Source organism: Bradyrhizobium sp. AZCC 1588 (genome assembly GCF_036924735.1).
GTDB lineage: Bacteria > Pseudomonadota > Alphaproteobacteria > Rhizobiales > Xanthobacteraceae > Bradyrhizobium.
Map to the genome: position 1 here is coordinate 7127665 of NZ_JAZHSC010000001.1, position 17233 is coordinate 7144897.

Here is a 17233-nt window from a genome sequence, read left to right on the forward strand (position 1 = left end):
CAAAATCCGGGAGAACCGGACGAGCCAGAGGAAACCTCAAGCTATGCCCGATCGAATTCGCCTCGATGGCCGGGTTGCCGTCGTGACCGGCGCGGCCGGTGTCATTGGAACCGCGGCCATCCGCCTGCTGGCCGAGCGCGGCGCCCACATCGTCGCCATCGACCGCAAGGAGCAGGATCTTGCGGCCGCCATCAAGGACCTGCCGGCCTCGGCCGAGGCGCTCGCGGTCGCGGCGGACGTCACTCGGGAGGAAGAAGTCGCGGAATATGTCCGGGCCAGCGTCGACAGGTTCGGCACGATCGATGTCTTCTACAACAACGCCGGCGTCGAGGGCGATATCAAGCCGATCCCGGAATATTCGCTGGAGAGTTTTCGGCGCGTGCTCGACGTCAACGTGGTCGGCGTCTTTCTCGGCATGAAGCACGTGCTGCCGGTGATGCTGAAGCAGAACAAGGGCAGCATCATCAACACCGCCTCCATCGCCGGCCTGATCGGCTCGCCGATGATCGCCGTCTACAGCGCCAGCAAGCACGCGGTGATCGGTCTCACCAAGAGCGCCGCCTGGGAATGCACCGGCACCGGCGTGCGGGTGAACTGCGTCTGTCCCGGCCTGATCGACAGCCGGATGCTGAGCACGATCCTGCAGGGCCGCAATCCCGGCAATGAGCCGCCGCCGACCGAAAAGATCGTCGACCGGATTCCGGCGCGGCGGCTCGGACAAGCCTCCGAAGTCGCCTCCATCGTGGCGTTCCTGGCCTCCGACGAGGCCAGCTACGTTTCCGGCTCCGCCTATACCGTCGATGGCGGCCGAACTGCCGCCTGACGAACCGTCATTCCGGGGCGCGAAGCGAACCCGGAATCTCGAGATTCTCAGGTGCGCAAGTGCGCACCATAGTTCGGTGCTGCGCACCCCCGGAATGACAGCAACTAAAAAGGTCTTCCCAACCATGCCCGTCACGCTCGATCCCGATGCCGCCGCCGTCTACAAAGCGTTCCAGGAGGCGGGCCGTCCCGCCTATGAGACGCTGACCGCGCCGGAAGCGCGCGAATATTATCGAAGCGCCCGCGTCGTCAGTAATCCCGAACCGCCCGCGCTCGAATCGAACAAGCCGCTCGCGATCCCCGCGCCGCACGGCACGATTCCGGCGCGCATCTACACGCCGAAGACGCTGCGCAAGAGCAACGGCCTTGCGCCGTGCCTGGTATTCTTTCACGGCGGCGGCTGGGTGATCGGCGATCTCGATACCCACGAAGTGGTCTGCCAGAAGCTTGCCCACGAGGGCGAGTTGATCGTGATCTCGGTCGACTACCGGCTGGCGCCGGAGCACAAATTTCCCGCCGCCGCCGACGACGCCATCATGGCGACGAGCTGGATTGCCGCCAATGCGAGCCAGTTCGGCATCGATGCCGGCCACTTGCTGGTCGGCGGCGACAGCGCCGGCGGCAATCTCGCCGCGGTCGTGGCGCTCGCCGCACGCGACGGCGACGGCCCGAATCTCGCCGGCCAGGTGCTGATCTATCCCGCCACCGATTTTGCGATGACGCATCCCTCGCACAGCGAGCCCGAGACCAGCATCCTGCTGACGCACTCCGTGATCAAATGGTTCTGCAACCATTATCTGAACGGCGCGGCCGACATCGAGCATTGGAAGGCCTCGCCCGCGCGCGCGAAAACGCTGGCAGGGTTGCCGCCGGCCTATGTGCTGACCGCAGGCGCCGATCCGCTGCGCGACGAGGGCGCCGAATATGCCGCGCGGCTCAAGGAAGCCGGCGTGCCGATGACCTACCGACATTTCCCGGGCCAGTTCCACGGCTTCTTCACCATGGGCAAGCTGCTGCAGCAGGCCAACGTCGCCGTCAGCGAAATCGCCGGCTGGCTGAAAACGTTGAAATAATGCACATTGCGCAACGCTATCGGTAAACCGTGAATTTCTCCTGCGCACATTTGGGGCCGCTGTGATCGAACCAATCCTCCTGTTTGGCATACCCGTCGATTTTCTGCTCTTCGCGCTGACGCTGCTCGGCGTCGCGCTGTTCCATCATCACACGCTGCCCGTTGCGCTGACGGGACTGGCCGCCATCGTGATCTACAAGCTGATCTTCACCGGCTTCAAATACGGTGCCGGTCTCAATGGCCTCGGCCACCACATGGTCCATGAGTGGGTTACGCTCGGCAATCTGTTCCTGCTGCTAATGGGCTTTGCGCTGCTGTCCCGGCATTTCGAAGAGAGCCGGATTCCGGACGAGATGCCGGCATTGCTGCCGGACGATTGGAAGGGCGGCGTCGTGCTGCTCGGCCTTGTGTTCGTGCTCTCGAGCTTCCTCGACAACATCGCCGCGGCGCTGATCGGCGGCACCGTCGCGCGCCACGTGTTCCGCGGCAAGGTTCACATCGGCTATCTCGCAGCCATCGTTGCGGCCTCCAACGCCGGCGGTGCCGGCAGCGTCGTCGGCGACACCACCACCACCATGATGTGGATCGCCGGCGTCAGTCCGCTCGCCGTTGTCGAAGCCTACATCGCCGCCATCGTCGCGATGTTGATTTTTGCGGTGCCGGCGTCGATCCAGCAGCACCGCTATTCGCCAATTCAGAAAGACGCGCCGAGGGGGCTCAGCATCGACCCGACCCGGGTGTTCATTGTCGCGGTCATACTCGCTGCAGCGCTGGTGGCAAACGTCACGGCAAACCTGAAATTTCCCGCGCTGCTTGATACCGTTCCGGTTCTGGGCCTCGCGGTCTGGGCGGCTATCCTGTTGACCGCCGGCTTGCGGTCACCGGACTGGAAAGTGATGCCGGAAACCTTCAAGGGCACCATCTTCCTGCTCGCGCTCGTCACGGCGGCCTCCCTTATGCCGGTCGAGCGGCTGCCGGTGGCGTCATGGCCGACCGCGCTTGGTTTAGGCTTCGTCTCCGCGGTGTTCGACAACATCCCCCTCACCGCGCTCGCCCTGAAACAAGGCGGCTATGACTGGGGCTTCCTGGCTTACGCCGTCGGGTTCGGCGGCTCGATGATCTGGTTCGGCTCATCGGCCGGCGTCGCCTTGTCGAACATGTATCCGGAGGCGAAGTCCGTCGGACGCTGGGTTAGCCATGGCTGGCCTGTAGCGGTGGCCTACGTCGTCGGTTTCCTGGTGATGCTCGCTATCATTGGCTGGCGTCCCGACGCCCGGCTTTAGCGCGGTCGAAGGTGATTGCCGGCCTTGTGTCGGCAATCATCCATTGGCCGGCGACGCGACGACTGTACCGACTCAGGCCGCAATGTTATCCAAGTTTCGGACTAGCTCTCGCACGCAACAATCCTGCCGGTGATTCGGCAGCAATCCGCGAGGTGATTGCAATGGCATTTTTCAGGCGCGAGCTCGGCCCGATCGAGCGCTTCGAGGTTGCGCTGAAGGACAAGCTGACGGCGCGGCAGAAGTTGGCCGAGCGGTTGAGCGTCGCCGAATCGGAACTCGCAGAAAAGCGGGCCGCTGCTGAACGGCTGGCGGTAGCCGGTGCCGACAATTCCCGGCTCGATCGGGCCGAAGCCAGCATGCGCGCCGTTGAAGACCGCGCCAAGACGTTGCGCGCCGAATTGGTGGAATTCGACGATCAGGTAGCCTCGGCCGAGCGCGCCCTCGCTGATGCCAAGGCCCAGCGCGACCGCGACGCGATGGCTGACGAGATCGAGGCGATGGCTGCGGCGATCGAGCGGGCTGCGCCCGGATTCGAAGCCGGCACCACAGCGCTCGTCGAGGCCGTTACAAAAAGCTCGCTGTCGATCCCTGAAGCCACCCGGTTCTCGGCCAGCGTGGATGCGGTGCGTAGCGAAGTCCGCGCGGCGGCGGACTTGATCTGCTGGGAACTGCGTTCCGCCGCGGTGCGCACGCGCGCGGGCAACGCCAACCTCGCCAACCCCGCGCCATCCCTCTCGGAGGAGCGGCCCTCGGCAGAGACCGAGCGGCAATTGATGTACACCCTCCACCCCCTGCGTTGGCGCGAGGACGGCAAGGTGCGCAAAGTTCCCGCCTTTGCGTTGGTCGGGCTGCCCAAGGCGCTGCTGCCGGTAGCGCTGCAGCATCAGCACGTAGACCATCTCAACGCCCGCCGCGTGCAGACGTTGATGCATCTTCACGGCAGCGCAGGAAACGGCGAGCCGCAGGACGACGATCCGCAGCTTGTCGATCTGGACGCCTTGCTCACAGAGGAAACGCAGAGCCAGAGCGCGCAAGCCGACGTTGCGTGAGCCAGCGCAGACGGCCACGGGCAAGCCTGAACCAACCGCTCCAGCGGACGTTGTCCGGATGCGTTCATGAAGCCGGCTTACGAGGATGCGGCTACGCGTCGTCACGCTCAACGTCTGGAATCGGCAAGGCGATCCGAAACGAACCGGTTTGATCAATCTGGAACTGCGCCGGCTGGCTCCCGATCTCGTGTCATTCCAGGAAGTGGTCAAATCGCCGGACCATTCGCAACTCGACGAGTTGATCCACGACACCGGTCTGCATGGAACGCATCAGGCTGACGTGCTGCGCACCGTCCCGCCCCATGCCGATCGTTTTGGCGGAAGCGCCATCGCGACGCGATGGCCGCATCGCGTCGAGGAAGTCCTCGATCTGCGCATGTCGGATGCGAACGATGTCCCGTGGTGTTCGCTGGCAGTAACGGTGCCGCTACCCGACGAAGGCGATCTCTTGTTCATCGCCGCTACGACCTCGTGGCGGCTCGCCGCGGAATCGGCCCGGGAACGGCAGGTCGTTGCGCTGACGGATCTCGACGCGCGCCACCGGCAGCCGCTTCCCACCATCATCGCCGGCGACTTCAACGCCACGCCTGACGCGGCCAGCATTCGCTACCTCACCGGACTTCAGTCGCTCGGCGGACGAAGCGTCAAGTATCACGACGCTTGGGAAGTCGCAGGCGAAGGTCAGGGGTATACCTGGAGCGTCGACAATCCAAATGCACAGTCGGAGATCGGCACGATCGTCCGTCAGCCGCGTCATCGGCGCAGGGTCGATTACGTGTTCGTGGGCTCCTGGGATGCCCACCCGAACGCGAGCTGCGAGGTTCAGGCCGCCTCGCTCGCATTCGACCTGGCGGTCGACGGCATCTGGCCCAGCGACCATTTCGGCGTCGTGGCCGATCTGGAAATCAGCGCCGCTCCCTCCGCGTGAGGAGATTACCCTGGCCCTTTTGCAGCCGGGCACTGTTCGAAATCGGCTCTGGCAACGTCGCCACCACGGTTCCTTCGGGAATCGGGTGGCCGCGACGCCTTCATCCTGCGATCCCGGACGCTCACGAGCCAAGCCGTGCCGTCGAACCAAGGCAAGGCGATTGCAGTTGGAGAAGGTCAATGAAACCCGAAAGCAATCTGACGACCCGAAATCCCTTCGGCGTCATGGACGTTCCAAATCCCGGTGATGACGACGTGATGCAGTTCGCCCGCACCACGATGCCGGAAGAATCCGCCACCGACGAGAATGCAAAGCCATGGAGTCCTGGAGATGCGAGCTACCTGCGCAGCACGATCGATGGTGAGTGGTCGAGCCGCTGGAAGGGTGCTGCAGACCCAACCATACCGGGCGATGCCCCCGATAAATGGAAACAGGGCCGGGGCGTAGCAAGAACCGTGGGAGACCGCGTGTACCTGTTGTTCGACTGGAATTCCGGCGCGCGCCGGGGACTGATCGAGGCACGGCGCGAAGGTCCGCGGCGGCTGGTGGGCAAGTATATCAACCTGAACAACCCGGAGATCACGGTGCCCTGGGTCGGCCTGGTGGTGAGCGATCAGCGAATAGACGGCTACTTTGCGCAAGGCCGGGTGGATTTCCGGAGGTAACGCCTTCCATTCACCTACCCTGCCCGTGCCGCGCGACGCAGCGATTGCGGGGGCTGGCCGAAGGCACGGATGAAGGCGCGGCGCATCCGCTCGGGGTCGCGAAAGCCGGTGGTCTGCGCGACGCGCTCGATCGCCTCGCTGGAGGACTGCACGCGTTGCCGTGCCACCTCGATGCGCAGCCGCTCCACCGCCTTTGACGGCGTGGTGCCGGTCTCGGCCATGAAGGCGCGCGTGAAATGCCGCGAACTCATGCCGGCCTGCTCGGCGAGATCCTCGACGGTGAGCGGCGCATCGAGGTTTTCGCGCGCCCAGGCCAGCAGCGGCCCGAAGCGGCCATTCGGCGCCTTCAATTCCAGAAGCGAGGAGAATTGCGACTGGCCGCCGCTGCGGCGGTGATAGAGCACGAGCTGCTTTGCGGTCTTCTGCGCGATCTCATCGCCATAGTCCTCCGCGATCATCGCCAGCGACAGATCGATGCCGGCCGATATCCCCGCCGACGTCCATACGTCGCCGTCGCGCACGAAGATGCGATCGGGCTCCAGCTTCACCTGCGGATAGGTTTTCAGAAAATGCCGCGTGCGCTGCCAATGCGTGGTGGCGCGGCGGCCGTCGAGCAGGCCGGCTTCTGCGAGGACATAGGCGCCGGAGCAGACGCTGGCGATGCGGATGCCGCGTTTGGCAATCGTGCGCACGAAGCCGATCGTCTTCTCGCAGGCGGCGGCCTGCCGCACGCCCTCGCCGCCGGCGACGATCAGGGTCGTGATCGCAGATGCCGACTTCAAACCTCTCGCAACGATTTCGACGCCCGACGACGAGCGCACCGGCCCCGGCGTCACCGCCAGAACCCGGATCGTGGGCGCCCCCTCGGCAAAGCGCGCCGCGATCTCGAACGCCGATATCGGCCCGGCCGCGTCGAGCAACTGGAAATCCGGAAAGACGAGAACGCCGATCATGATGCTTGCCTGTTTTGGGTCGATGTCCTGGAACGAGATGTCCTGAAGCGCGATGTCCTGAAATGAGGGAAAAATGCCATTTCGGACACGAAGCGACCATGGCAGGATGCCCTTCGTCAAGCCAAATTTTCCGGAGGTCACGATGTCCGCGCCATCTCAACCGTCCACGCCACTTCAGATCGGTCTCGTGCTGTTTCCGCGCGTTACCCAGCTCGACTTCACCGGTCCCTTGCAGGTGTTCTCCAGTCTGCCCGGCGCCAACGTGCATTTGATCTGGAAACGGATTGAGCCGGTGACGAGCGATTCCGTGCTGGTGCTGACGCCGACCACGACCTTTGCCGACTGTCCGCAGCTCGACGTCATCTGCGTGCCGGGCGGATTCGGCACCGACGACATGATCAACGACGAGGAGATGCTGGCCTTCCTGCGCAAGCAGGCGCCGGGTGCAAAATACATCACCTCGGTCTGTACGGGATCGCTGGTGCTCGGCGCCGCGGGCCTGCTCAAGGGCTTTCGCGCAGCGACGCACTGGACGGCGATGGATTTTCTGAGCGCGTTCGGCGCGATCCCGACCAAGGCGCGCGTCTGCGTCGACCGCAACCGCGTCACCGGAGGCGGCGTCACCGCGGGGATCGATTTCGCGCTGACGCTGGTCTCGCTACTGCACGATCAGAAGACCGCGGAGGCGATCCAGCTCCGGCTCGAATACAACCCGGCGCCGCCGTTCAATTCCGGCTCACCCGACACCGCACCGCCGGAAGTGCTTGCCTTCATGAAGGACAGGATTGCGCAAGCGCAGATCCGCCGCGGCGAAATGATCGATCGCGCTGCCGCACGGCTAGGGTAGCGTTGTGCCACTGCACTCGTGTCCCGGACGCGGCGCGGCACGAAGTGACGCGACGCAGAGCCGGGACCCATCTGAATAGGTCCCGGCTCTGCGGCGCAGCGTGAAGAACGCTGCACCGCGTCCGGGACACGAACCTCCGGTGCAGGCACCTCTGGCGTTTGGCGCAAAAGAAAAAGGCCGCCTGGTTTCCCAGACGGCCTTTCCTGTCCTACGGCAGCCACACATTAGCGGGCGATTTCAGAACCTCTGCACCGGGGGCCTATCTCCCGGCCGTGTCCTACTCGGTGACCGCTGCAAATCGGGGCAGTCGCGACTGGAGCCCGACACCGACGCGATGGTTTCCCATCTCCGTAAGATGACTACATTGAGCCGCGATAACGCGGATGGCGCAAGACGGCTGCGGCGGATGTCCCCGCTGATCCCGTTATTCACAGACCTGGAGCAAGACCAAACACGTCGCAACGCAAGCGCGGATGACCGAGCACGCGCATCATCATCGTTGCGAGGCCTCCGCGCCCTGGCTGGCGCGGGCCAGTTGCCTGAAAATGACGGCGTGCACAATAAGGAACATCGGCACCAGCACGGTCGGGATCAGCGACCACGGCAGCATCTGCACCGCTTCCGAGCCCGATCCGGCGTGGATCATCTGCAGCGGCGAGCCATTCGCCGAGATGACGCCGAGCGTGATCGCAGCCACAAGATCAAGCATGCCGAATCCGTTCCAGGCCCAGACCAGCGCTTTGCCCTGTCCGCGTAGCGCGAGCCAGGCCACTGGCAACGCGAGCACGCCGGTGATGATATCACCCCAACCTGCCGAATATGGGAATGGTCCGCCAAGCCGGCCTTCGGCTGCAAGCAGGATGAAGAACCCTCCCGCTACGCGCCAGACGTTGAGACCGATCAGGAACGGCATCGGCATCCCGAGCAGCGACGCGCGCACCGGCGCGGAAATCGAGGCGGCAATGGCAGTGGCGACCAGCGGAAACGCAATCACCGTGCCGATCATCAGCGGCCCCAGCGGACTGGCGCCGCTGAACTGGTTCGCGGCCGCGAGCGCGGCGGCCAGCCCCGTCCACAGACCGGCGCCGACGGAAACGGCGATACGCTGCGATGTGCTGATCGGCATCGCGCCGGTAAGCGCATTGATGCTGACGATGACTGCAGCAACGAGCACGATGGTTCCGATGAAGTCGAGCATGATATCTCTCCTTTACGTGTAGTTACACCTATTGGGATGAACGAAGCATCGGCCGAAGCCGGTTCGTTTCATCCCAAATTCCGGGTATCCAACAGCTTCAGCGCGGCCTGGCCGTCAGCACCGAGCAGCTTGCCGATATGCGCCTGCGCCTTCGACCAGAACGGAAAGCTGCGGCGCACCACGGTTCTGCCCTGCGCGGTAATGCCGATCATCCGCGCGCGCGGGTCGTCGCCCGCCTTGATCGAAATCCACTCTTGCTGCTCGAGCGGCGTCAGGTTGCGCGTCAGCGTGGTGCGTTCCATGCCGAGAATGCTAGCCAGCCTGCCGATCGGCATTTCCCCTCGCAGCATCAACTGCGACAGGATGGTGAATTGGGTGATCCGAATTCCCGATTCCTGCATGTAGGAATCATAGAGCCGCGTGATCTTTCGCGCGGCCTGCCGCGATGCCAGGCAGAAACAGCCGGCGGTGGCCATATAGTCAGCGCTGTCAGAGTCACTCGGCTGCTTCATGAAATAAGTGTATCTACACCTATTTACGTCAGCAAGAGCCGCTGAGGGTCTTCGTGTTAAAATAACCGTGAAGTCAGCTTCCTGGCGTCCAGGGCTGGTAGTCGCCGGTCGCCTTGGGGCGGCGGCCGCTTGCCAGCGTCGAGCCGGAGGGGCGGTAGGCGGCGGGCGTGCCGGTCAGGTTCGGCACGTGCGGCTTTTCCCACTCGCGCGGCGTGTAGCTCTCTTCGGTCGGCGCGGTATCGACAACGTGATGCAGCCAGCCATGCCATGACGGCGGCACCCGGCTCGCCTCGGCAAGCCCGTTGTAGATCACCCAGCGCCGCTCGAAACCCAGCGTCGGATCGATCTTGCCGCCCTTGGTGCGGTAGTAGCGGTTGCCCTGCTCGTCCTGGCCGACCAATTCGCCGAACCGCCACGTCCACAATTGCGTGCCGAACGTTTGGCCGTTCCACCAAGTGAAAAATTTCAGCAGAAACAGCTTCATGAGAGCTCGGCCGGTTCGAGAATATCGTGCCGCTCTGATGCCACCGGCGGGACGGATTGTCCAGACAGAGGCTGACATTCCGGCCCTGCCGGACGGGCGGCTTGCCGCCCGCCCATGGTCGCGGAATCGGCGCAATCCGTTCATCCCGGATACAGTTCCGACCCGACAGGCTGAGCGCCATGCAATCAGTGCGCGGGCTCTGGAACGTCCGCCCCTTGAGCGGGTTAGGGCCTATATCCCGCAAATGGAGCCTAAAATGATCAGTCTAAAGGTTTTGAGTACCGCGGCAGCGATGGCGCTTGTGTTGCCGGTGGTCGCGCCAAGCCTCAGCGCCGTTCAGGCGCAGGATAGAGGCGGTGGTGGCGGTGGCGCCGGCGCCAGGGGCGGCGGTGGCGGTGCAGCCATCGGCGGTGGCGGTGCAGCTATCGGTGGCGGTGGCGGCATGAGAGGTGGCGGCGGTGGCGGTGCAGCTATCGGCGGCGGCGGCATGAGAGGTGGCGGCATGGCCGTTGCACCCAGCGGAGGTGGCCGTGCGGCCGTTGCAGCCGGCAGTCCCGGCGGCTTCAGGGCTGGTGCCGTTGCCGGTACGGAAGGCCGCGGAACCGGCTTTGTCCGGCCCGCGCCCGGCGTCGGCGGAGGTACCGTCGCGGGTGGCGGATGGCACGGCGGCCGTCATTTTCATCACCGCCACCGTCATGGCGGCTTCTGGCCGGGCTTCGCGATCGGAGCCGGTATCGGGTCGGCCTATGGCTATTACGGCAGTCCCTACTACTACGATGACTCCTATGCATATTACGACGACGACACTGTGGTCGCCGCGGCACCCCCCGCCGGCGATGATGCCGTGGCGTATTGCATGCGGCGGTACAAATCCTACGATCCGGCATCAGGAACGTATCTCGGCTATGACGGGCAGCGTCACCCCTGCCCGGCGCAATAGCACGATAGCGTGAATCCAAGGGCGGCACATTCCGGTGTGCCGCCCTTTCCGTTCCAGAGTTTGTCCGTTCCAGAGTTAGAGTGTTTTCTAGGCGCGCAACGCCACCGCGACGCCGCCAAGCGTAAACACCAGTGCCGCGACCTCGCGCAGGCCGAGCGGCTCGCGCAGCATCGCCGCCGCTGCAAGCACCCCGATAACGGGAACCAGCAAGGTTCCGATCGAGGCCGTCGCCGCCGGCAGCCGCTCCAGCGCGGCGAACCAACACACGTAGCACAGGCAGAACTGGATCAACGTCATATAGAGCAGCGACGCCCAGCCGATGGATGACAGGTCAGCCAGTTGCGGCTGCTCGACCACAAGGCCCACGATCGCAATCGGCAGGCAGCCCAGCCCGATCTGCCAGGCGGCCAGCGACAGCGGCGGCATCGCCAGCGGAAAATGCTTGGTCAATACGGTGCCAAGCCCAACGCACACAGCGCCTGCCAACGCGCAGGCGATGCCCGGCAACTTCTCGACGCTAGCCTCGATGCCGTTGCCGCCAATCAGCACGGCGATGCCGGCGAGCGCGACCATCAGCGCGACGGCGCGGAGCGGCGACAGCCGCTCGCCGAGGATCGGCCGAGCCAGAAACGCCACCCAGACCGGGATCGATATCCCGAGCACGGCGGCCTCGCTGGCGTTGAGCCACAATAGCGCCAGCCCCATGAACGCGACCCAGCCGCCGATCGTGAGCATCGAGACCAGGAGCAACCGCAGCCACATGTGACGCGGTACGCTCAATTTCTGCCGCCGCGCGAGCGCAAACAGCGCCAATGCCGCAGCGCCGACGATGCCGCACAGGCCGCGCGAGGACAACGGCGGCCATTCGGTCAGTAAATGTTTCATGATCGGAAAGTTGAGGCCCCACCCCACTGACGTAACGGAGAGCAGGATGAGTCCGAGTGGCGACAGCCGGGCGGCAGCGGCGCGCCTCGCATGGTTGATTGGCGACATGACGGGATTAGGTCCGGAACCGGCGGTTGAATTTGTTATCGTTCTGATACAGCGAAACAGAATTGCCCTCGGCAATTTTTATGGGCAGTCTACCATGCAGACGACTGTCGACGTTTCGACTTTAATCGTCACATGGGACGCGCGACCGCCCGGCCGCCGCCCGAGGAAGAAGGAATCATCGTGCCGCGCGTTCTCGTGGTCGATGACGACCCGATGGTGTGCGTTGCCATCGAGGTTTGTCTGACGCGCAGGGGTTTCGAGGTCACCGTTGCCGACGGTGGTGAAGCGGGAATGCGCGCGCTCGAAACTTCCGATTTCGATGTCATGCTGATCGATGTGTTCATGCCGCATATGCGCGGCTTCGAATCGATCCGGATGTTCCACGAGCGCAAGCCGGATGTACCTGTTATCGCGATGTCGGGCTACGCCTTCGCCAACACCGAACGCGCACCGGATTTCCTGCGGATGACCATCGAGCTCGGCGCGGCATGCTGCCTGCGCAAACCGTTCACGCCGGACGCGTTGTTGACCTCGGTCAATCAATGCATCACCAAACCGAAAGCTTCCGCGCAGCAGTCGAAATCGTGAAGTAAACAACTGGCAATGCCCTCGCAGCGTATCATTCTTGGAATTGGCCTCGCTATCCTCCTCATTATCGGCGCTGCCTCGATCGGTCTCGACCTCAAGTCGCGGTCCGACGCAGCCTCGGTCGACCGTGCGCTTGGAATTCTCAGCAAAATCTCGGATATGCGCCCGCTGCTGCGCCGGACCGAAAGCGCGGCGCGCGCCTTTGCGCTGTCGGGCGATCAGGAATTCGCCAGGGAATACCGCGAGGCCAGCGACGCGACCCTGCCGGCGCTGGCGGCACTGGTCGAGGCGGTCAAGGATAATCCCACCGAAAAGCGGCTGATCGAGGAAACCAAGGCGCTGGTCGAGCGGCAGATTGCCGCAAATGGCGAGTTGATCAGACTCCGGACCGCGGGAGATGGCGCCGCTGTCGCGGCGCTTATCAGCCAGGAGGACCGTGCGGCGACGGCCGCAATCACCGGAAACCTCGAGAAAGCGGTTGCGGAAGAGCGCAGGCTGCTTTTTGCTAGACGCGCCGAATCCGAAACCAACGGGACGCTTCTGCTGGCGATCGATCTCGCCGGCGTCCTGCTGATTCTGGTCCTCGCCACTCTTCTGACGGCCTCAACCCGCCGCTCGCGCCGGGAACTGCAGGATTCGCTGAGCGCCACCAAGGCCACCAACGAGGCGCTGGAGGCCGCGGTCGCCGAGCGCACCGAGCACCTGGTCGCCGCGCATGAGGAACTCAGGCTTTCGGCCGCCGTCTTGCGCAGCACCTTTCACAGCATGGCGGAGGCCGTGCTCGTCATCGACACCAGGGGCGAGGTTTTGCTCTCGAACCCGGCCGCCGAGAAGATGCTGCGCTACCGGCCGGGCATGACGGTCGAGCACTTGCGGTCGCTCAGCGCGGTTTTCCATGCCGACGGTGTCACGCCGCTACCAGTCCGCGACATGCCCGCCTCGCGCGCGCTGCGCGGCGAAGCGTTCGACGCCAGCGAGATCGTGTTGCGCCCGGTTGGCGGCAATCCGCCGGTTCACCTCGTGATCAGCGGCCGGCCGCTGCGCGATGCCTCGGGCGCCATCAGCGGCGCGGCGCTGGTCTACCACGACATCACGGGGTCGCGCGAAACCGAGCACAAGCTGCAGCAGGCGCAAAAGCTCGACGCCATCGGCAAGCTCACCGGCGGCGTCGCGCACGACTTCAACAACATGCTGACCGTGATCACCGGCACCACCGAAACGCTGGTAGCCAACCTTGCGCACGAGCCGGCGTTGCAGAAGACCGCCGAACTGATCGACCAGGCGGCGGAGCGCTGCAGCGAGCTGATCCAGCATCTGCTCGCCTTCGCCCGCCGCCAGCCGTTGCAGCCGCGCAATGTCGACATCAACGCGACCCTGCTCGATATCGCAAAACTGCTTCGACCGACGCTCGGCGAGCAGGTCGAGGTCAACTCCATTCTCGAGCAGGAAGTGGCGATTGCCCATATCGACGCATCGCAGCTCGCCAACTCCCTGCTCAACATGGCGATCAACGCGCGCGATGCGATGCCGAATGGCGGCAAGCTGCTTTTGGAGACGCGCAACGTCGTGCTCGACGAGGCCTATGCGCAGGCCAACCCGGACGCAAAGCCCGGTCCCTATGTAATGCTCGCGGTCAGCGACACCGGCGCCGGCATGCCGCAGGACGTACTGGACAAGGTGTTCGAGCCGTTCTTCACCACCAAGGAGGTCGGCAAGGGCTCAGGCCTCGGCTTGAGCATGGTCTATGGCTTCGTCAAACAGTCCGGCGGGCACATCCGGATCTACAGCGAGGTCGGCCACGGCACCACGATCAAGCTCTATCTGCCCCCTGCCCGCGGCCAAGTCGAGGCCGCGCCGCCGGCGGCAACGCCGCTGCCGCATGGCAACGAGACCATCATGGTGGTGGAAGACGACGCGCTGGTGCGCAACTTCGTCACCGCGCAATTGCAGAGCCTCGGCTACCGCACGGTGGCCGCCGCCAACGGACCGGCGGCGATGAACCTGATCGAAGGCGGTCAGGCGTTCGATTTGCTGTTCACCGATGTCATCATGCCAGGCGGCATGACCGGCCGCGAACTGGCGGACAAGGTGCTGAAGCTCCGGCCCGGCATCAAGGTGTTATATACGTCCGGCTATACTGACAACGCGATCGTGCACCAGGGCCGCCTCGATCCCGGCGTGCTGCTGCTGACCAAGCCGTACCGGAAGTCGCAGTTGGCGAACATGATCCGCCGCGCGCTGTCGGGATAAACAAGGCACAAGCCTCCCCTCCTGCGGCGTCGTTTTCAATGCCAACTTGATGTATGAAAGGGTGAGGCTTGGGCGAAGAGATTCGGGGGAAGAGCCAAGGCTGATGGCCGACGTGATCTACAAGCGCTGCTATTTCGATTGGGGCGGACGCTGCGCCTACTGCGACGTTGCACTCTCCCGGCAAAAGACGGGCGGCAAGATCAAGGCCAGCATCGACCATTTCATCCCGCTCTCAAAGGGAGGCCTGAATGGCAGGAGCAACCGTGTGCTGTCCTGCTACCCCTGCAATCTCGCCAAGGGCGACACCGACCCGCGCGAGACCAATCAGTGGCGCCACGTCGAACAGCGCCTCGCCGAGATCGCCGCTTCGCCGCTGATCAGTCACGGCAAGCTCAAGCAGCTTATTCCCGAATTGGTGAAACAAGTTGCCGTAGAGGCATGATCCGCACCAGAAGGGCCGGGTCGGCGCTGATCAATGTCGAGTTCTGCTGCAGCGCCCGAAGCCCACCCGTCTACTGCGCCCCCGATCCCCCCGCCACGATCTTCTCGTTCAGCTTCTGATCGACGATCTCGACGGTGCGGTCGATCTCGGCGCTGGGCGCGCCGAGCTGGTGCGAGATCAGCTTCACGAGCAGGTCGACGCGCTCGATGAACGGCGCGCCGGCGGCGACCGCACGGGCCGCCGATGACGGCTTGAGCAGGCTTTCGGCCGCCTTGGCATACTTCCCGAACGGCACCTGGTCCTGCGGATCGGCGCCCAGGCGCCGTGCGATACCGTCGACGTGATCGTAGATCGACTGCGACAGTTTCAGGTCGCCATGCACGGCGTCGCGGATCGACTGCGGATCGTTCGGCGTGATGCAGCGGTAATTGCCGGTCAGCAGCATCGACCATTTGGCGAGCGGCACGAACAGCGAGTCGAACACTTTCAGCTTCACCGGGACGTCGTGGCCATCCAGCGTCACCGCATCGATGTCAGCTTCCAGCTCGCGAAGCAGCTTGTTGTGCTTCTCGTCGGCAAAGGCCGCCGCCTTGAAGTTGGTCGGCAGGCCGACATGCAGCACGTTTGCCGCCTCTTCCGGCGGACGGAAGGCCTGCGGATCGGGCGAGCACAGCGTCACCAACCCCGGCTGGAAGCGTTCCCACACCTGCGCGTTGGTATAGGCCTCCTCGAGGTCCATGTCCGCCAGCGCCGGGATCCGCTTGAGATAGGGTAACGGCGGCATGTTCATGATCGACAGACAAGGCAGCTTCGCCTCGGCGATCTTGATCATCAGAACGCGGATCGTGTGGTTGGTGTATTGCGGCTCCTGCATCGCAAGACCGACCAGGTCGTAGCGGGAAAGATCGACCTCGGCGGGCGTGGTCGCATCCAGTTTGCCCGGCAGGTCGCGCGAAAAGATCGCGCGGTGCACCGCCTCGTCGCGCAGCTTGATGCGTACTTCGGTGCCGTCGCGGTTGATGAGCTCGGCCGTCTTCTTCCGGCAGACCAGGGTCACGTTGTGACCCGCCATCAAAAGCTTCGTCGCCAGCAAGGAGCCATACGAAGCCCCCAGGATCAAAATGTTGCGCGCCATACTCTCTCTTTCACAGATAAAACCAGGCCCCTATATGGGTCTGGCACCCATTATACCAGAATTGATCGTCCCGATGCCTACTGCAAACCGGCAGCCATTACAATCGGATAGACTGGCCTTTACGACCTTGTCGCCAGCACGACGCCGGCCAGCGTAAACACCAGCGCCGCGATCTGGATCAGGCCAAGCGGCTCGCCGAGTGCGATGGCGGAGGCGACGACGCCGATCACCGGCACCGCCATGGTGCCGATCGCCGCGACTGATGCCGGCAGGCGCGCGAGCGCGGCGAACCAGCTCACATAGGCGATGCAGAACTGGATCACGGTGGAATAGATCAGGAGCCACCAGCCGAGCCCCGTCACATCATCGATATGCGTGGTCTCGACAGCGAGACCGATAATGACGATCGGGAAACAGCCGAGCCCGATCTGCCAGGCCGCGGCCGGGATCGGCGGCAGCGGCACCGGCAGCTTTTTCGCCAGCACCGTGCCGAGCGCAAAGCCGAACGCGCCACCCAGCGCCATCACCATGCCCGGCAGTTTTGCGGCGGTCGCGCTAAACCCGTTGCCGCCCATGATCGCGGCGAGGCCCGCGAACGCCATCACCAGCGCCACCGTGCGCAGAATAGTCGGCCGCTCGCCGAGCACCGGCCAGGCCAAGAGCGAGGCCCAGACCGGCATGGTGTAGGCGATCAGCGCCGCTTCGCTGGCCGGCAGCCACAACAGCGCCAGCCCCATCAGCACCATCCAGCCCGTGACGTTGAGTAGCGCCGAGAGCATCAGCCGCGGCCACAAATGCCGCTCGACCTTGAGGCTTTGCGAGCGCGCCAGCGCCAGCACGGCCAGGAGCGCCGCGCCGATCACGCCGGTCGAGCCCCGCAGCGTCAGCGGCGGCAGCTCGCTCAGGAGATACTTCGTGACGGGCCAGTTAAAGCCCCAGCCCACCGAGGTGATGGCGAGGAACATCAGGCCTGCGGGCGCGATCCGCATCGGCGCGCTGGTCGGTTTTGATTCTGTCATGGAGCCCGGCAAGGGACGGAAAAGCGGTGGAATCGGCCCTCACCTTGCCGCTT

General features: G+C 64.3%; 18 protein-coding genes. 11 read left to right on the forward strand and 7 right to left on the reverse strand.

What is annotated here, in order from left to right:
- Positions 1 to 43 precede the first annotated feature (43 nt).
- From V1277_RS33370 to V1277_RS33395, 6 genes are all read left to right on the forward strand, one after another.
- Positions 44 to 823: an SDR family NAD(P)-dependent oxidoreductase gene (locus V1277_RS33370; RefSeq protein ID WP_334419977.1), complete on the forward strand. Its 780-nt coding sequence runs from the start codon at positions 44 to 46 to the stop codon at positions 821 to 823.
- A gap of 124 nt (positions 824 to 947) precedes the next feature.
- Positions 948 to 1895, forward strand: a complete 948-nt coding sequence (locus V1277_RS33375; RefSeq protein ID WP_334420525.1) for an alpha/beta hydrolase — start codon at positions 948 to 950, stop codon at positions 1893 to 1895.
- 61 nt (positions 1896 to 1956) lie between these two features.
- Positions 1957 to 3177, forward strand: coding sequence for a citrate transporter (locus V1277_RS33380; protein ID WP_334419978.1), 1221 nt, complete (start codon positions 1957 to 1959; stop codon positions 3175 to 3177).
- A 161-nt stretch (positions 3178 to 3338) separates the two neighbouring features.
- The gene (locus V1277_RS33385) at positions 3339 to 4226 is read left to right on the forward strand and encodes a hypothetical protein (RefSeq protein ID WP_334419980.1); all 888 of its coding nucleotides are present in this window, start codon (positions 3339 to 3341) and stop codon (positions 4224 to 4226) included.
- Between the two features lie 85 nt (positions 4227 to 4311).
- Complete coding sequence (locus tag V1277_RS33390) at positions 4312 to 5154, forward strand: endonuclease/exonuclease/phosphatase family protein (protein ID WP_334419982.1); 843 nt, start codon at positions 4312 to 4314, stop codon at positions 5152 to 5154.
- A 179-nt stretch (positions 5155 to 5333) separates the two neighbouring features.
- The gene (locus tag V1277_RS33395) at positions 5334 to 5819 is read left to right on the forward strand and encodes a hypothetical protein (RefSeq protein WP_334419983.1); all 486 of its coding nucleotides are present in this window, start codon (positions 5334 to 5336) and stop codon (positions 5817 to 5819) included.
- A 14-nt stretch (positions 5820 to 5833) separates the two neighbouring features.
- On the opposite strand, the gene V1277_RS33400 is transcribed toward V1277_RS33395, so the two are convergent.
- A complete protein-coding gene (locus V1277_RS33400; protein ID WP_334420526.1) occupies positions 5834 to 6772 on the reverse strand; it encodes a GlxA family transcriptional regulator in 939 nt (312 codons plus the stop codon).
- A gap of 142 nt (positions 6773 to 6914) precedes the next feature.
- Here V1277_RS33400 and V1277_RS33405 point away from each other — a divergent pair, with 142 nt between their 5' ends.
- Positions 6915 to 7619, forward strand: coding sequence for a DJ-1/PfpI family protein (locus V1277_RS33405; RefSeq protein WP_334419984.1), 705 nt, complete (start codon positions 6915 to 6917; stop codon positions 7617 to 7619).
- Between the two features lie 493 nt (positions 7620 to 8112).
- Here V1277_RS33405 and V1277_RS33410 read toward each other — a convergent pair whose 3' ends face one another.
- From V1277_RS33410 to V1277_RS33420, 3 genes are all read right to left on the reverse strand, one after another.
- Positions 8113 to 8817: a hypothetical protein gene (locus V1277_RS33410; RefSeq protein ID WP_334419985.1), complete on the reverse strand. Its 705-nt coding sequence runs from the start codon at positions 8815 to 8817 to the stop codon at positions 8113 to 8115.
- A 68-nt stretch (positions 8818 to 8885) separates the two neighbouring features.
- Positions 8886 to 9329: a MarR family winged helix-turn-helix transcriptional regulator gene (locus V1277_RS33415; RefSeq protein WP_334419986.1), complete on the reverse strand. Its 444-nt coding sequence runs from the start codon at positions 9327 to 9329 to the stop codon at positions 8886 to 8888.
- 73 nt (positions 9330 to 9402) lie between these two features.
- On the reverse strand, positions 9403 to 9813 hold the full coding sequence (locus tag V1277_RS33420) for an NADH:ubiquinone oxidoreductase subunit NDUFA12 (RefSeq protein ID WP_028346327.1): 411 nt from the start codon (positions 9811 to 9813) through the stop codon (positions 9403 to 9405).
- A 256-nt stretch (positions 9814 to 10069) separates the two neighbouring features.
- Between V1277_RS33420 and V1277_RS33425 the strand changes: the two genes are divergently transcribed.
- Complete coding sequence (locus tag V1277_RS33425) at positions 10070 to 10753, forward strand: BA14K family protein (RefSeq protein ID WP_334419987.1); 684 nt, start codon at positions 10070 to 10072, stop codon at positions 10751 to 10753.
- 87 nt (positions 10754 to 10840) lie between these two features.
- On the opposite strand, the gene V1277_RS33430 is transcribed toward V1277_RS33425, so the two are convergent.
- Positions 10841 to 11746 (reverse strand): DMT family transporter, encoded by a 906-nt coding sequence (locus tag V1277_RS33430; protein WP_334419988.1) that lies wholly within the window; start codon positions 11744 to 11746, stop codon positions 10841 to 10843.
- A 180-nt stretch (positions 11747 to 11926) separates the two neighbouring features.
- Between V1277_RS33430 and V1277_RS33435 the strand changes: the two genes are divergently transcribed.
- The 3 genes from V1277_RS33435 to V1277_RS33445 all read left to right on the forward strand — a co-directional run bounded on the left by V1277_RS33435 (position 11927) and on the right by V1277_RS33445 (position 15026).
- A complete protein-coding gene (locus tag V1277_RS33435) occupies positions 11927 to 12334 on the forward strand; it encodes a response regulator (protein ID WP_334420527.1) in 408 nt (135 codons plus the stop codon).
- 15 nt (positions 12335 to 12349) lie between these two features.
- Positions 12350 to 14584 carry a CHASE3 domain-containing protein gene (locus tag V1277_RS33440; protein WP_334419989.1) on the forward strand — a complete coding sequence of 745 codons (2235 nt, stop codon included), beginning with the start codon at positions 12350 to 12352 and terminating at the stop codon, positions 14582 to 14584.
- Between the two features lie 103 nt (positions 14585 to 14687).
- Complete coding sequence (locus V1277_RS33445) at positions 14688 to 15026, forward strand: HNH endonuclease (RefSeq protein WP_334419990.1); 339 nt, start codon at positions 14688 to 14690, stop codon at positions 15024 to 15026.
- Positions 15027 to 15096: 70 nt separating this feature from the next.
- Here the strand turns inward: V1277_RS33445 and V1277_RS33450 are convergent, their stop codons facing one another.
- Together V1277_RS33450 and V1277_RS33455 are read right to left on the reverse strand one after the other, a co-directional pair.
- Positions 15097 to 16161 carry a ketopantoate reductase family protein gene (locus tag V1277_RS33450; protein WP_334419991.1) on the reverse strand — a complete coding sequence of 355 codons (1065 nt, stop codon included), beginning with the start codon at positions 16159 to 16161 and terminating at the stop codon, positions 15097 to 15099.
- Positions 16162 to 16280: 119 nt separating this feature from the next.
- Positions 16281 to 17180, reverse strand: a complete 900-nt coding sequence (locus V1277_RS33455) for a DMT family transporter (protein ID WP_334419992.1) — start codon at positions 17178 to 17180, stop codon at positions 16281 to 16283.
- Between the last annotated feature and the right edge of the window lie 53 nt (positions 17181 to 17233).

Coding starts and splice junctions, on each gene's coding strand:
- V1277_RS33400 (WP_334420526.1), bottom strand. CDS start 6,772: ATGATCGGCGTTCTCGTCTTTCCGGATTTCCAGTTGCTCGACGCGGCC.
- V1277_RS33455 (WP_334419992.1), bottom strand. CDS start 17,180: ATGACAGAATCAAAACCGACCAGCGCGCCGATGCGGATCGCGCCCGCA.
- V1277_RS33370 (WP_334419977.1), top strand. CDS start 44: ATGCCCGATCGAATTCGCCTCGATGGCCGGGTTGCCGTCGTGACCGGC.
- V1277_RS33405 (WP_334419984.1), top strand. CDS start 6,915: ATGTCCGCGCCATCTCAACCGTCCACGCCACTTCAGATCGGTCTCGTG.
- V1277_RS33415 (WP_334419986.1), bottom strand. CDS start 9,329: ATGAAGCAGCCGAGTGACTCTGACAGCGCTGACTATATGGCCACCGCC.
- V1277_RS33395 (WP_334419983.1), top strand. CDS start 5,334: ATGAAACCCGAAAGCAATCTGACGACCCGAAATCCCTTCGGCGTCATG.
- V1277_RS33390 (WP_334419982.1), top strand. CDS start 4,312: ATGCGGCTACGCGTCGTCACGCTCAACGTCTGGAATCGGCAAGGCGAT.
- V1277_RS33375 (WP_334420525.1), top strand. CDS start 948: ATGCCCGTCACGCTCGATCCCGATGCCGCCGCCGTCTACAAAGCGTTC.
- V1277_RS33385 (WP_334419980.1), top strand. CDS start 3,339: ATGGCATTTTTCAGGCGCGAGCTCGGCCCGATCGAGCGCTTCGAGGTT.
- V1277_RS33420 (WP_028346327.1), bottom strand. CDS start 9,813: ATGAAGCTGTTTCTGCTGAAATTTTTCACTTGGTGGAACGGCCAAACG.
- V1277_RS33410 (WP_334419985.1), bottom strand. CDS start 8,817: ATGCTCGACTTCATCGGAACCATCGTGCTCGTTGCTGCAGTCATCGTC.
- V1277_RS33430 (WP_334419988.1), bottom strand. CDS start 11,746: ATGTCGCCAATCAACCATGCGAGGCGCGCCGCTGCCGCCCGGCTGTCG.
- V1277_RS33440 (WP_334419989.1), top strand. CDS start 12,350: ATGCCCTCGCAGCGTATCATTCTTGGAATTGGCCTCGCTATCCTCCTC.
- V1277_RS33450 (WP_334419991.1), bottom strand. CDS start 16,161: ATGGCGCGCAACATTTTGATCCTGGGGGCTTCGTATGGCTCCTTGCTG.
- V1277_RS33425 (WP_334419987.1), top strand. CDS start 10,070: ATGATCAGTCTAAAGGTTTTGAGTACCGCGGCAGCGATGGCGCTTGTG.
- V1277_RS33445 (WP_334419990.1), top strand. CDS start 14,688: ATGGCCGACGTGATCTACAAGCGCTGCTATTTCGATTGGGGCGGACGC.